The 14,043-nt window shown below is 71.0% G+C and carries 13 protein-coding genes; 5 read left to right on the top strand and 8 right to left on the bottom strand.

Features of this window, described 5'->3' with window-relative positions; all coding sequences use genetic code 11:
- Positions 1-50 precede the first annotated feature (50 nt).
- From AB0P41_RS05800 to AB0P41_RS05810, 3 genes are read right to left on the bottom strand one after another with little or no spacing between them, the layout of a single operon-like run.
- The gene (locus AB0P41_RS05800; protein WP_356714392.1) at positions 51-938 is read right to left on the bottom strand and encodes an alpha/beta fold hydrolase; all 888 of its coding nucleotides are present in this window, start codon (positions 936-938) and stop codon (positions 51-53) included.
- Positions 922-1,188, bottom strand: coding sequence for an acyl carrier protein (locus tag AB0P41_RS05805; RefSeq protein WP_356714393.1), 267 nt, complete (start codon positions 1,186-1,188; stop codon positions 922-924). The genes AB0P41_RS05800 and AB0P41_RS05805 overlap by 17 nt, the downstream gene beginning before the upstream one ends.
- 14 nt (positions 1,189-1,202) lie before the next feature.
- Positions 1,203-2,504, bottom strand: a complete 1,302-nt coding sequence (locus tag AB0P41_RS05810; RefSeq protein WP_356714394.1) for an FAD-dependent oxidoreductase — start codon at positions 2,502-2,504, stop codon at positions 1,203-1,205.
- Between the two features lie 474 nt (positions 2,505-2,978).
- Between AB0P41_RS05810 and AB0P41_RS05815 the strand changes: the two genes are divergently transcribed.
- The 4 genes from AB0P41_RS05815 (at position 2,979) to AB0P41_RS05830 (ending at position 6,828) form a co-directional block, all read left to right on the top strand.
- Positions 2,979-3,389, top strand: coding sequence for a DUF3291 domain-containing protein (locus tag AB0P41_RS05815; RefSeq protein ID WP_356714395.1), 411 nt, complete (start codon positions 2,979-2,981; stop codon positions 3,387-3,389).
- Positions 3,386-4,924, top strand: coding sequence for an MFS transporter (locus AB0P41_RS05820; protein WP_365930321.1), 1,539 nt, complete (start codon positions 3,386-3,388; stop codon positions 4,922-4,924). Before AB0P41_RS05815 ends, AB0P41_RS05820 begins: the two co-directional genes overlap by 4 nt.
- Before the next feature lie 359 nt (positions 4,925-5,283).
- Positions 5,284-6,357, top strand: coding sequence for a SagB/ThcOx family dehydrogenase (locus AB0P41_RS05825; protein WP_365930322.1), 1,074 nt, complete (start codon positions 5,284-5,286; stop codon positions 6,355-6,357).
- Between the two features lie 99 nt (positions 6,358-6,456).
- A complete protein-coding gene (locus AB0P41_RS05830; protein ID WP_365930324.1) occupies positions 6,457-6,828 on the top strand; it encodes a hypothetical protein in 372 nt (123 codons plus the stop codon).
- 56 nt (positions 6,829-6,884) lie between these two features.
- Here AB0P41_RS05830 and AB0P41_RS05835 read toward each other — a convergent pair whose 3' ends face one another.
- From AB0P41_RS05835 to AB0P41_RS05850, 4 genes are all read right to left on the bottom strand, one after another.
- The gene (locus AB0P41_RS05835; RefSeq protein WP_365930326.1) at positions 6,885-7,769 is read right to left on the bottom strand and encodes an ATP-binding cassette domain-containing protein; all 885 of its coding nucleotides are present in this window, start codon (positions 7,767-7,769) and stop codon (positions 6,885-6,887) included.
- A complete protein-coding gene (locus AB0P41_RS05840) occupies positions 7,766-9,571 on the bottom strand; it encodes a dipeptide/oligopeptide/nickel ABC transporter permease/ATP-binding protein (RefSeq protein ID WP_365930328.1) in 1,806 nt (601 codons plus the stop codon). The genes AB0P41_RS05835 and AB0P41_RS05840 overlap by 4 nt, the downstream gene beginning before the upstream one ends.
- Positions 9,568-10,509, bottom strand: coding sequence for an ABC transporter permease (locus tag AB0P41_RS05845; RefSeq protein ID WP_356714401.1), 942 nt, complete (start codon positions 10,507-10,509; stop codon positions 9,568-9,570). The genes AB0P41_RS05840 and AB0P41_RS05845 overlap by 4 nt, the downstream gene beginning before the upstream one ends.
- A gap of 85 nt (positions 10,510-10,594) precedes the next feature.
- Positions 10,595-12,124 (bottom strand): ABC transporter substrate-binding protein, encoded by a 1,530-nt coding sequence (locus AB0P41_RS05850; RefSeq protein WP_365930330.1) that lies wholly within the window; start codon positions 12,122-12,124, stop codon positions 10,595-10,597.
- 235 nt (positions 12,125-12,359) lie between these two features.
- On the opposite strand from AB0P41_RS05850, the gene AB0P41_RS05855 reads away from it, so the two are divergent.
- Positions 12,360-13,019, top strand: coding sequence for a TetR/AcrR family transcriptional regulator (locus tag AB0P41_RS05855; RefSeq protein WP_356714403.1), 660 nt, complete (start codon positions 12,360-12,362; stop codon positions 13,017-13,019).
- On the opposite strand, the gene AB0P41_RS05860 is transcribed toward AB0P41_RS05855, so the two are convergent.
- On the bottom strand, positions 13,009-13,935 hold the full coding sequence (locus AB0P41_RS05860; protein WP_365930332.1) for an SGNH/GDSL hydrolase family protein: 927 nt from the start codon (positions 13,933-13,935) through the stop codon (positions 13,009-13,011). The two genes, AB0P41_RS05855 and AB0P41_RS05860, sit on opposite strands and share 11 nt — an antisense overlap.
- Between the last annotated feature and the right edge of the window lie 108 nt (positions 13,936-14,043).

A 14,043-nucleotide genomic window follows, 5' to 3' on the forward strand; every position in this document is an offset into this window, starting at 1 on the left:
TCTCGTTCAAGTGCGGCGGGTGGGCAGGGCGCGGGTTCCGCGGGATGTGTTCAGACGACGGCGGAGCCGGCCAGCAGTCCGGCGAGCGCGCTCACGGCCTCGGGGTCCCGGAGCATCGTGTAGTGGTCGCCCGGGACGGCCACCTGTCGTACGGGATGTGCGCTGAGGCTGCCCCAGCCGAGGTCACCGCTGTCGGGCAGCAGTGAGCGCTCGGGCTTGACGAGAGTGAGGGGGCGCTCGACGGGGCCCGGCTCGTAGGGGGCGGTGCAGCGGTTGTTGCGGGACAGGCCGCCCTGGTAGGCGGCGTACAGCTTGCGCAGTCCGGCGAGTTCGGTGCCCCGCGGCAGGAGCCCCTGCTCGACGGCGGCGTCGAGCACCTGGGGCAGGCCGTCCTCGGGTGCGGCGAGGGACGGGACGCTCACGGTGAGGGGGCTGCGGCGCTTCGCCCCGAGGTACATCGCGAACCAGTCGAGGAGCATCGAGGCGTCGAGCAGCTCGTCGGTGCGCTTGAAGGCGGGGACGGGTGCGATGCTGTCGAGCAGGACGAGGTCCCGCAGGACGGCGCCGCGCCCGGCCGCTTCGAGCCGGGTGGCGATCTCGTAGGCGACGACGCCGCCGAAGGACCAGCCGACGAGCGAGAACGGCGCGGAGTCGGCGCCCGCAGCGGCGAGTTCGTCGAGGCAGCGGGCCGCCAGCGCCCCGACGGACACGACGGGTGCGCGGGGGTCGAGGGCCGCGGCGAGGAACTCGGGGACGTTGCCTAGGTCGAGCAGGTACAGGGCGGTGTCCTCGGGCAGCTGCCCGGCGAGCGCCTCCCACTCACCGGCCGCGAGCGCGCCCGGGTGGACGGCGCAGATCCGGTGGGCCGCGTCCTCGCCCGCGTCCCGCAGGGTGCGCAGTACGGGGCGGGGTGCGGACGGGTCAGGCCGCTGCGACATGGTTCGCGCTCTCCTCGGCTATGTGCTCGGAGAGCGCGGCCACGGTCGGGTGGTACCAGAGGGCGGTCGCCTCCAGTTCGAAGCCGAGCCACTTCTCCAGCTCGCCGGCGAGGATGAGGGCCTCGGTCGAGTCGAGGTCGAACTCGTCGAAGTAGCGTTCGACGTCGATCTCGGAGGGCTCGACCTCCAGGCGGACGGCCAGCTTCTCGACCAGCCAGGCCTGTGCTTCCGTAGCGGTGACAGTCTGCATGGGAGTACCTCGATTCACTTCTTGAGGGCGTGGGGGCGGAGATCACGGGTGATGGACTCGGCGGCCTTCAGCCCCGAGACGAAGCCGGCCTCGTGCGACCCGATGAGGTCGTGGCCGATCTTCGGGGAATGGAAGTACGAACCGGCGAGCTTGACGCGTCCCGTCTCGTTGACGGAGTAGATGGTGCGCTGCATGGTGCGCACGTCCAGGTCGATGATCGGGTGGGTGAACGGCAGCTCGCGGATGACGAGCTCGTCCCGGGGGACGATGGGCGAGTCGAGCGTGACGAAGTAGTCCTTGTTCGCGGTGAAGCCCTGGAGCGAGTTCATGTAGTACGCGACCCAGGTGCGGGTGCGCCCGTCCACGGTCTTGAGCCCGTAGTTCCAGCTCTGCCAGCGCGCGCGGTCCGGCGGCATGGCGGCCGGGTCGGTGTGCAGGACGGCGCTGGTGGAGCTGTAGCGGACCTTGCCGAGGATGTCGGCCTGGAGTGCGCTCGGCTGTTCGAGCATCGCGAGCGTCTGGTCGGCGTGCGAGGCCAGGACCGCGTAGTCGTAGCGCTCCTCGCCGTCGGCCGTGCCGATGACCACGCCGTCTGCCTCCTCGCGGACCCGGGTCACCGGGCTCGAGGTGCGGACCTTGCCGTGGATGCCGGCGACGACCCGGCGGACGTACTCGATGCTTCCGCCGGACACCGTCTTCCAGTTGACCGTGCGGCCACCGAGGCCGCCCGGGTCGTGGGACATGAAGAAGGCGATGACGGTCGTGGCGGGCATCTCCCAGATGAGCTCGGCGGGGACCGACCAGACGGCTGTGGCGAGCAGTACGACGTAGCCGTACTTGAAGGCGTCGGAGTAGCCGCCCCTGCTCAGGTACTCACCGAGCGCCATGTCGGTGCGCTTGCGCAGGAAGTCGCGCGGCGCCTCGCGGTGGAAGCGCTCGGCGTCCCGCCACAGGGTGAGGAAGTCGGCCGGATAGCGCTGGGCTATCTCCTCCTCGGTCAGTTCGAACTCGGTCGTCCCGTAGTCGAGGCCACGGTCGAGGTCGAAGAAGTCGAACCCGCCCGTGTGGTCCAGGGCGGGGGCGCCGATCTCCTCGAAGAACGCGGTGATCTGCGGATAGGTACGGGAGTTGAAAACCACGAAGGCGGTGTCGATGCCGATGGTCCGGCCGTCCTCCTCCTCGACCTCGACGGTCAGCGCGTGACCTCCGGGCCGGTCGTCCTTCTCGTACACGGTGACTTCGACGTCGTCCGGCAGGTGGTGGGCGGCGGACAGTCCGGATATGCCGGCACCGACGACAGCGACACGGGTGGTCATGGCAGGCAGCCCTTCGGCGTGAGCGGTACTCGTGGAACCGGTCGCGCGGCGCGACGACGGCTGGGGCGCAGAGGAGTGAGACCTCTGGGGCGGAGAGTTCGCCTCTGCCCCGTCGCGGCGTCGACGGCCGGTGTGACGGCGGCGTCGCTGCCACGTCGGGGTGTGACGACGGCGAGGTGAACGGTGTGCCGGCGGCGGGGCCGGCATGGCCAGAAACGTAGGTCGGCCGCCGCAGGGGGTCAATCACCGGATCGGGGATGCCCGACCGTCCATCGGAAGATCCGATGGGCTGAAAGAACGGTGTCCGGATTCGAACGTCTCTGCGCTCTTAGCCGCTATCCGGCCAACTCCGCGCAGCATCCGAAGTTCATCCTTCGTGACTGTCCGGATCGAGGCCAGGGTGGGCTCTTGTAGGAGGCAGGTAACCCTGCCCCCCAGAGCCCTGTGTCATGTCGTTGTAGAGGAGAGGCTTCCATGCCCACCATTCCCTGGATGCCAGGGGCAGCCGCCGACGAAGCGACCGCCGACTCCGGCCAAGCCGTGGTCATGGCGTCCAAGCTTCAGGTCAGCTCGCTGCTCCACGTCCCCCGCTTCTTCCTGCTGTCACTCGTGGTCTGGAAGCAGGTGCGGTCGGCGCCCGGCGTCATCGGCGCCTCGCTGCGGGCCGAGCCGCTGAAGAAGACCTTCTGGACCCTGTCGGCGTGGAGCGACCAGGAGGCGCTGGACACGTTCTCCCGCTCGGACCCGCACAAGGGCATCGTCGGCCGGCTCCGCAAGGTGATGGCCCGTTCCGTGTTCGTCTTCTACCCGGCGGACCGCGCGAGCCTGCCCGCCGGCTGGGACGACGCGGTGAAGCGGCTCGCCGACAAGGAGGCGGGCCGATGAGCGCCGTCACGGGACAGGCCCCCTCCGACACGCCTCCGAAGCCGGTGATCCCGCGCGGCGGGCTGGTACTGACCGCCGCCTGCCTCGGGCTGTTCATGTCCTTCATCGAGGTGACGGCGGCGATCTCGACGCTGCGCGCCCTCCAGGTGGACATGCACGTCGCCCCCGCCGACCTGAGCTGGGTGTCGAGCACCTACACCCTGGTCGTGGCCGCCTGTGTGCTCTCCGGTGGCGCACTGGGCGAACGCTTCGGCCGGCGCCGGGTGTTCGTCGTCGGAGTGGTGGCTCTCGCCGCGGGCTCACTCGTGGTGGCGACCGCGAGCGGCTTCCCGCAAGTGCTCGTCGGCCGTGCGATCAGCGGGGTCGGCGGCGCACTGGTACTGCCGACGTCACTCGCCATCATCACCACGACGTTCTTCGTCGATCTGCCGCGCATGCTGCGCTACATCACCATCTGGGTGTCCATGTCCGGCGTCGGCCTCGCCGTGGGCCCGCTGCTCGGCGGCGCGCTGCTGGACCGGTTCGACTGGCCGGCGGTGTATCTGGTGAACGCCCCGCTCGCGGTGGTGACGGTGGCCGTCACCCTCTACGCGGTCAAGGAGACGAAGGTCCCCGACCGCGCCCTCGACCTGCCGGGCCAGTTCCTGTCCGTCGTCGGCCTCGGCACGCTGGTGTACGGGATCGCGGTCGGCGGCCGCGAGGGCTACGGCGACCCGGTGGTGGTGACCACCCTGGTGGTCGCGGTGGTCGCCCTGACCGCGCTGGTCCTGGTCGAACGGCGGGCGCCGGTGCCCATGCTGGACGTACGCATGATGGCTTCGGTCCCGCTGTCCGCCACACTGGTGGTGGCGGCGAGCGCGCTCTTCACCTTCGTCGGCGTCGTCTTCCTCGAAGTGCTGTTCCTGCAGCGGGTCCAGGGTGCCGAGCCCATGGCCACCGGCCTCAAGCTGCTGCCCGCGATGGTCGCGTTCGTCCTGTCCACGCTGGTGGCGCAGCGGATCGCGACCAAGGTCGGGCCCGCCCGGCTGCTCGCCGTGGGCTCCCTGGTCACGGCTGTGGCGGCGGTCGTCCTGGTCCGGCAGCAGCCCGACAGCTCGTACGCGATCACGGGCGTCGGCCTGGCGCTGCTCGGCCTGGGCAGCGGGCTCGTGGTCGCCCCGTCGACCGCGGCGGCCTTCGCCGTGGCGGAGCCGGCCCAGATGGGCGCGGCCTCCAACGCGGTGACCGCCTTCCGTCAGGTCGGCTCCGTGCTCGCCACCGCCGTCCTGGGCTCGGTGCTCGCCGTACGGTTCATCGGCGCGCTGCCGGACCGGCTCGACACCGCGCATGTGCCGCCGGAGGTCGCCACACAGGTCGTGGCCGTGGCGCGGGAAGGCGGCAACAGCGCAGGCCGTTCCACGCCCGAGGTCACGGAGGCGGTCAGCGCCGCGTTCAACGTGGGTATCCACACCGGTCTGTGGGTGGTGGCCGGGGTGTCCGCGCTGGCCGCCGTGCTCGCCTTCGCATTCATTTCCCGTAGGACGAAGGAAAGTTAGCATTTCGAATCACTGATACGGGTTCAGGAATTCTGATGGCACACAGAACACCTCCGGAAATGTATGTACCCGGCGTCCGCAGAGTGATGTCATTGCATCAACGCGGAGAACTCGCCTCGCCGGTCCGGTCATTCGACGGAGGCAGGGAATTTCCCCCGCACGACTGACGAGGGGCCTGGGTGGCAGGCGTTCCGGCTGCTGGACGGAGTCCGTCCAGCAGCCGGGCGCGACCCGCCGGAGCGACAAGCACCTTCCGCCGCAACGCCCCCGTGCGTCCAGGAAACAGAAAAGGAGATTCCACCATGAAGGTCCGCCGCCGGGATCACCTGGTCTGTAGCTGGCATCCGGACGGGTTGCGCATGGGAATTCCCGGGGAGCGGCGCTGGATCGAAATCACCCCCGGTCTTCTCGACCTCCTTTCGAAAGCCGGCGAGGGGACCGACACGGACGAGCTGGCGAGGCGGTTTCCCGCCGAGGAGCACGACCGGGTCCGCGACGCCGTGGGGACCCTGACGGAACTGGGCGTACTGGTGCCGTACGAGGAGGCTCCTGCCCTGCGGGATCACCGGGACACCGTCGCCGGGCGTCCCCCCTCCGAGCCGCGGGGCGCCGAGCGCCTCGTGCACTCCCCCGCCCGCGTGGAGCTCGCGGAGGACCTGGTGGGCGAGGACGGTTCCCCGGGTGTCTACAAGGAGTACCCCGGCCACCCCGTCGTGATGCTGCCGCGCCGGCCGCTGCGCCTGGCCGCGCCGGTCGGGCCGGCCTTCACCGCACGGCGCGGCCACCGCAGATTCAGCGGCGCCCCGGTCTCGCTCGACCAGCTCGGCACGCTGCTCTTCCACAGCTTCGCCCCGCACCGCTCCCTCCACGGCGGCCCTTCCGGCACCCGGCGGGGCGGGGCCGGCTCCCCGGCCGGCGGCCGGCACGAGGTCGAGGCGTATGTCGTGGCCTACGACGTCGAGGGGGTCCGGCCCGGCCTCTACCACTACTCGGCCGCCCGACATGCCCTGGAGCTGCTCGGCACTGAGGCCTCCCGCGAACGCGTAGCGGAGCTGACGTACCACCAGGAGCCCACCTACGAGGGCGCGTTCACCGTCTTCGCCACAGCTGTCGCGGACCGGCTGGCCTGGAAGTACCGCCACCCCCACGCCTACCGGCGGTGGATGCACGACGCCGACCACTACGGCCGGACCTTCGCCGTGACCGCCACCGCGCTGGGCCTCGGTCCCTTCCAGACGGTCGCGTTCGCCGACAGCGAGGTGGAACGGTTCCTCGGTGTCGACCCGGACGAGGAGTTCGCCGTGTACCTGCTCTCGGCGGGCATCCCCGAGCGTCCCGAGCCGCTGGCTCCGACCGGTTTCGCCTTCCCGCCGCTCCCGGAGGCGGCCCCCGCACGGTGGTCGGCCCCCGCACCGTGGCCGGCGGCGGGCTGACCGTCTCCGCGCGGCCTCCGCCCCGCACCACCCTCTGCGACCTGCCCGCACCGCCCGACCTGCCCGCTCCATCCGCCGCGCACCCGGAAGGACCTGTCCATGCACCCCACCCTCGCCCGCCCTCCGGTCACCCGCCACGAGCTGCTCACCGAGCTGGTGAGCCAGGCCGTCGGCGACGACCGCTGGCTCACGGCCGCCGTCTCGCTCGACGCACTGGAGAACGACGGGGAGCTTGCCCGCAGCATCCTCCTGGAGGCCGCCGAACGCCTGGCCACGTCGGCGAAGACCGCCGATCCCGCCGACCTGCTCCGGGCCGTACGCAAGGCCGCCGGGAGTTCGGTGGCCGCACCGCCCGTTTCCGATCTCCCCAGGAATGACGACAAGCTCGGCTCCCTGCGGCGCGGTCCGGAACTCGACCTGGGCGCGCTGGTCGACGCGCTCGGCTTCCTGGATGTCACCGAGACCCGGTGAACGGGCTCCCCCCGGAGCCCGTTCACCGTACCGACGGGACGGTCCCGCGCCGCACGTCAGCCGCCGTCGCCGGCCGGCGCGGCACCTCCCCCGCCGAGAGCGGCGGCGGCCTCCCTGCGGCGCCGCTGCTCCGCGACGTCGGCCACGGGAGCGGACAGCATGAGGGCCCTGGTGTAGGGGTGCCGGGGGGCGGTGGTGACGTCGTGGGCATCGCCCGTCTCCACGAGGGCGCCGTCCTTGATCACCTCCACCCGGTGGCTCATGAAGCGCACGACGGAGAGGTCGTGGGTGACGAAGAGGTAGGCGACGCCCGTCTCCTCCTGGATCTCCAGCAGCAGTTCGAGAACAGTGCGCTGGGTGGTCAGGTCGAGAGCGGACACCGGTTCGTCGCAGATCACGAGCCGGGGGCGCAGCGCCAGCGCGCGTGCGATGGCGACGCGTTGACGCTGGCCGCCCGAGAACTCCCGGGGCAGCCGGCTCGCCGCGTCCGGCGGAAGGTGGACCCGCTCCAGGAGGTCGCCCACCCGGCCCCGTGCCTCCCGCGCGCTCGTACCGTGCCCGAGGAGGGGCTCGCCGAGCGTGTCCCCGACGGTGCGTGAGGGGTTCAGCGAGGTGTACGGATCCTGGAAGACGACCTGGAGGTCACGGCTGAGCTCACGGCGGCGCGCGGTCCTCGCCGTGTCGATGCGCTCACCGTCGAAGGTGATGCTGCCGGAGCGGGCCGGTACGAGCCCGAGGACGGCGCGCCCGATCGTCGTCTTGCCCGAGCCCGACTCGCCGACCAGTCCCAGGGTCTCGCCCGGCCGGATGTCGAGGGAGACCCCCTTGAGGATGTCGGTGCGCGGGGCGCGCCATCCCTTGCCCGGATAGGAGACCCGGAGGTCCCTGATCCGCAGCAGGGCGTCGCGTGCGGTCGTCCCGGTGGTGGCGGTGCTGGTCATGCGGTGGTCCTCCTCGCCTCTCGGGGCTGCCAGGGCGCCCGGACCGGGGCCTCGTCGAGGACCGCGCCGAGCAGGGTCCGGGTGTAGGGGTTCCGGGGGTAGCTGAGGACCTGGCCGGTCGTTCCGGTCTCGAGGATCCTGCCGTCGCTCATCACGGCGACGCGGTCGCAGAGGTCCGCCACGACGCCGAGGTTGTGGGTCACCAGGAGTACGCCCAGACCGCGGTCCTGCTGGAGTCTGCGCAGCAGACCGAGTATCTCGGCCTGGACCCGGACGTCCAGCGCGGTGGTGGGCTCGTCGGCGATGAGGAGCTCCGGGTCGCACGACATGGCGCCCGCGATCAGGACGCGCTGGGCCATGCCGCCGGAGATCTCGTGCGGGTACAGCCTCATCGTCCGCGCGGGATCGGGGATCTCCACCAGGCGCAGCAGGTCGAGAGCCCGGCCGGCGGCCTCCTTCCGCGAGATGCCGAGGACGTGCCGCATGGGTTCCATGAGCTGGCTGCCGATGGTGAAGGCGGGGTCGAGATTGCTCATGGGTTCCTGCGGGACGTACGCCACGGTGCCTCCCCTCAGCGCGCGGTGGGCGCGCTCGGGCAGTCCGACGACCTCCTGGCCCTTGATCATGACGCTTCCCGATGTGATCCGCCCGCCCTCGGGCAGGATTCCGAGCGCGGAGAAGGCCGTCTGGGTCTTCCCGGAGCCGGACTCCCCGACCAGGCCCACGATTTCGCCGGGACGCACATCGAGGTCGATGCCGTGCACCACTTCCTTGCCCGTCCCGTCCGGGCGGGCGTAGGCGACGGTGAGGCCGCGGACCGAGAGGAGCGCGCCCGGTTCCGACGGCCTGTCCGCGACCGGCGCGGGCCCTTCCGCGCCGGGGCGGGGCCTCTCGCGGCGCCGCCGGGCCGGCTCGCCGCCGCGGTCCTCCAGCACGTCGCGCAGCGCCCCGGCGAGCAGGACGAGGCTGCCGTTGGTCAGGCCGAGGGCCAGTCCGGGCCAGAGGATGAGCAGGGGCGCGCGCTGGATGTTCTGGAACGCCTCGTTGAGCATCGCCCCCCAGGTCGCCGCCGAGCCGCTGCCGACGCCGAGGAACTCCAGCCCCGCCTGGAGCCCGATGGCGATGCCGGCGACGAGCGCCACCTGGATGATGAGGGGGCCGCGGACGACGATCAGGATGTGCCGGGCGACGATCCGGGTGTCGGACAGACCTGACACCTTCGCGGCGTCGACGTACAGCTCCTTGCGGACGTTGGCGACGATGCCGCGGACCAGACGGAAGAAGGCGGGGGCCACGAGCACCCCGAGCACGATCATCAGCACCCAGACGTTGGGGCCGAGGATGGCGCGGGAGGCCAGGAGCACCACCATCGCGGGCAGTGCCATGACGAGGTTGACGGCCCAGTTGGCGACGGAGTCGAAACGGCCGCCGTAGTAACCGGCGTACAGGCCGGACGGCACACCCAGGGCGAGTGCGATCGCCAGGGCGACCACCGCTCCGCCCAGTGTGTTGCGTCCGCCGTACAGGATGCGCGAGAGGATGTCCCGTCCGGCGGAGTCCATTCCCATGGGGTGCGCGCCGTCGGGCGCCGCGAACGCGTCGCCGAGCGAGGAGACGTCCGGGGCCTGCGGTGCGAGCAGGGGCGCGAGGACGACCCCGGCGACGAGCAGGAGGAGCACCCCTGCGGAGATCGCGCCGAGCGGGTTGCGCAGGAGCCTGCGCAGACTGCCGCCGGCCCGGGTGGGGTCCGGTGCGGACGGGTGGGGCGCGGCAGCCGCGCCGGCCGGGAGGTTCTCGCTCATGCGGCCCTCGCCTTCGGGTTGAGCCAGCCGATCATGGTGTCGACCAGGAGATTGATCAGGACGACACCGATCACGGTGAACATGACCAGCGCCATGATCACGGGGATGTCACCGCGGGTGGTGTAGGTGACGGTCATGCTTCCGATGCCGGGGAGCCCGAAGATCTGTTCCACGAGCACCGCGCCGCCGAGCAGGCCGACGAACTGCATGCCGAGGACGGAGAGCGCCGGCGCGGAGGCGTTGCGCAGGACGTGCCGGAACACGATCCGGGAGGTGGGCAGTCCGCGTGCGCGCAGCGTACGGACGTAGTCCTGGCGCAGTACGTCGACGACCGCGCCCCGGACCTGCTGCGAGACCCCCGCGACGGAGGCGACCGCGAGGGACAGGACCGGCAGTGTGACGGTGGACAGCCAGCCGCTGGGCGACTCGGTGAACGGGGTGTATCCGATCGCCGGGAACCAATTCAGATTGACCGCGAAGACGAGGACGATCACCAGGGTGACGAGGAACCCCGGCAGGGCGTACCCGACGACCCCGAGGATCTGCACGAAGCGGTCGGCCGCCCCGCGCCGGACGCCCGCCCACACGCCGAGCAGGAAGGACACGACGGTGGTGACGAGGGTGACTCCGAGGGTGAGGCTCGCGGTGACCGGCAGTCTGCCGGCGACCGCGGTCCCGACGTCCTCACTGGTGAACCATGAGGTGCCCAGGTCACCGCGGACGGCGTGCGCCAGCCAGTCGGCGTACTGCGCGAGGACGGGCCGGTCCAGGCCGAGCGAGGCGTTCTTGGCGTCGACGGCCGCCTGGTCGGCGCCCTGGCCGAGGAGTTGTCTGCCGACGTCCGCGTCCGAGACCGACAGCAGCAGGTAGGAGAGGAGGGAGATGACGACCAGGAGCACAGCCCCCGCCGCGATCCTTCGGGCGATGAAGTTCAGCATGGCACTCGGTATCTGTTCGGCACTCGGCTGTGCGTGGCCGGCCGCCGGGGGCGGTCCCGCCTCACGGAACGCCCCCGGCGGGCCGTCATGAGGCGGGGGCGTAGTTGTAGATCGACGGGACGGCCATGCCGGACTGCGGGGTGATCTTCACCGTGCCGTCCGAGACGTGCAGGTAGGTCATCCGGTAGAAGGGCACGAACCAGCCCTCCTCGACGAGGTGCGTGTTGAGCGCAGTCGCCGCCTGCTTCGCCTCCGCGCCGGTGCCGGTCTGGATTCGCGGTATCAGCTTCCGCACGGTGGCGTCGGTGGTGCCGAACATGTTGAAGGCACCGGGAGTCACCAGCTCGTTGACGACGACCCAGTCGGACGAGGACTGCCCGATGTTCATGACCATGCCGGAGTAGGCGCGGTCGGTGAACACCTTCTGGACGGCCGAGCTGCCGTCGAGGTCGTCCCAGACCAGCGTGATGCCGATGGCCTTGAGGTCGGTGACGAGCGACGCCGCCAGGGCGTCGTTGACGATCGCGGAGATCCGGGGGAGCTTCAGTTCGAAGCCCTTGGCATAACCCGCGGCCTTCAGCAGGCTCTTGGCCTTCGCCGGGTCGTGGGACCAGTAGGTGTCCAGCTTCGGGTCGTAGCCCTCGGTGTCGGGGCCGAAGACCTGGCCCGTGACCGTGCCCCGCTTCTGCCGGATGGTGGAGAGCATCGTGTCGCGGTCGATCACGAGGTTGAGCGCCTGGCGGACCCGGGGGTCCTTGAGCGCGGGGGTCAGCGCGCCCGCGCGGTCGAACAGCAGCAGCCCCTGGAAGTCGAACTCCTGCTTCGTCGTCTTCATCCGGGGGTCGGACTCGATGCTGATCTGCTGGTCCGCGCTCTGCAGGAGGGCCGCGTTGACCTGGCCGGTCCTGATGCCGTTGACGATCGCCGTCTCGTTGTCGAAGAAGCTGATCGCGAGGTTCTCGTACGGTGCCTTCTCGCCCCAGTAGTCCTTGTTCCGCTCGTAGACCCACTTGGTCCCGATGGTCGTCTTCGCCTTGACGAGGCGGTAGGGGCCCGTGCCGTCCGGCGTTGTCTTGAGGCTGTCGGCCTTGGCGAGCTTGGCGGGGTTCGCCATCAGACCCGCCGCGTCACTCAGGTAGAAGAGCATGGCCGGGTCGGCCTGCTGGAGTTGGAGAGTCACATGGGTGGGGTCCACGACCTCGACGGCTTCCAGGCCGTTCAGCCACTTCGCGTCCGCCCCGCCGCCCTTCTTGAAGTGCTCCATGTTCGCCTTGACGGCCGCCGCGTCGAAGGCCGTGCCGTCGGCGAACTTCACGTCCTCGCGCAGGGTGAGGGCGAGCTCGGTGGCGTCCTCGTTGTACGTCCACTCCGTCGCGAGCATCGGGCTGAAGTCACCGTTCGGCTCCCGCTTGACCAGGGTGTCGTAGGTGGCCTGGAAGAACGGCAGCGCGCTGCCCACGGCGTGCGCCGGGTCCAGGCTCTGCGGGAAGGTCAGCGTGGCGATGTCCAGCTGCGAGCCGCCGGAGCCCTTGGTGCCCGAGTCCGCGCATCCCGCGAGGGCGAGGGACAGCGCCAGGGCGGCGGCGAGAGCCCCGCTTCGAGTGGTTCTGCTCATGAGATTCGCTCCGTCTGGAGGGCCGGGGAAGAACGTCCCGGGTGAGAGTGGCGGTGAGCCTACACACGGAATTAACCAGTTGGTAGGTTTTTACGGCGCGAGTTCGCTCGCCTGGTAAATTCCTGGGCAGCATGACGAACCCGCAGGTCAGGACAGTCGCGGCGGACCGCCTTCGGGGCCGGCCCGGCGAGCGGCGGGGTGGACGGCTGCCCCATGACGGCAGGAGGCCGCCGAGTTGAGTGACCGACCCGAGGACGTCCCGCAGCGCCTGACGAAGGGCGAGCGCACCCGCGCCCGCATCCTCGACTCGGCGACGGAGCTCTTCTCCCGCACCGGCTTCAACGCGGTCTCGCTGCGCGACATCGCCGCGCACGCCGGGATGACCCACGCGGGGCTGCTCCACCACTTCCCCGGCAAGGAGGCCATGCTCCTCGAGGTCCTTGCGCGGCGGGACCGCACGGACGCGCAGACCGTCTTCCCCGACATCGTCCGGCCGGGGACACCGGCGCAGGCGTCCGACCGGCTGCGCGGCCTGGTCGACCTGGTGGTGCGCAACAGCAGGACGCACGGCATGGTCGCGCTGTACACGAAGCTGTCCGCCGAGGCGACCGACCCCGGCCATCCCGCCCACCACTACTTCAGGGAGCGCTACCGCGTCGTCAGGGCGGAACTGACCGGACTCGTCGGGGCGCTCCAGGCCGAGAGCGGTTCCCCCGCCGACGTGGAACCCGGCGTGGTGGCCGTCCAGTTGCTCGCCCTGATGGACGGGCTGCAGACCCAGTGGCTGCTGGAGCCCGAGGCCGTGCCGATGGAGGCGCTGGTGCGCGCGTTCCTGGCCCGGCTCGGCCTCGACCCCGACGACGGCCCGGGGAGGGACGCCCCCGTCAGCGCGTGAGCGTCGCGAGTGCGGCATCGGCCGTGCTTCTGTGTCCGGCGGCGTTGGGGTGGAAGCCGGCCGCCTCCGCCGTGTCCTCGGGCTCGATCCAGCGGACGCCGGCCGGCTTGCACGCGTCGTGCCCGACGGAGGGTGCGTACGCGTCGACGTACACGTCCCGCCGCTCCCCCGCCTGCTGCGCGAGCATCGAGTTGAGCTGCTTCTCCTTGTCCCTGATCCACGGGAAGTCGCCGGTCGCGAGGGACACCGTGGAGCGGCAGGCCGTCCCGTCGTCGGGGAGGATCGCGGGGTATCCGACCACCAGCACCCGCGCCTCTGGCGACCTGCCGTGGATCTCCGCGAGCACCGCCGCGACCTTCGGAGCCGTGGACGCGATGCGGGAGCCGATCTCGTCGGTGCCGAGCAGGGTGTAGCTGCTCTTGCAGGGAGCGCCGTACGGGACGACTTGGCCGAGGATGACGCAGCGCGTGAGGATGCCGGCCAGGTCGAGGTCGTTACCGCCGATACCGAGGGTGACCAGCGTCGTGTCGGGCCGCAGGGCGTCGAGCTGGGGAGCCACCGCCGCCTGCGGGTTCGTCATATGGCTCGTGTCGGCTCCGGCACAGGTGGCGTCGGTGAACGAGGCGGCGCCGAGCTCAGCCGCGATCAGGGACGGGTAGTTCCTGGACGAGCGGCCGCAGGTCGCGTCGGTCCGGTCGGGTATGCCGGGACCGGAGCTGAAGGAGTCGCCCAGCGCGACGTACCGGACGGCCTCCTCGGCACTCGCGCCCGGGCGTTCCACGGGGCCGGCGGAGGCCGCTCCGGCGGAGGCGGCCAGCGCTGCGATGACGGTGAGTGCGGCGAGCGGGACGCGCACCGCCCGACGGGCGCGGCCGGAGAGCCCGGCCCGTGAAGAGGGCTGACTGGCAGGGGACATGACCGTTCCTCGTTTCGTTCAGGGAAAGGAGGCGCGGCCTCAGGACGCTGTGCACTGCACTGTCCCGGAGCGGCGCGGCTCGAGCGCGAAAACCGTACGTTGAACGGT

This window comes from Streptomyces sp. NPDC079167, assembly GCF_040686735.1.
Taxonomy (GTDB): Bacteria; Actinomycetota; Actinomycetes; order Streptomycetales; family Streptomycetaceae; genus Streptomyces.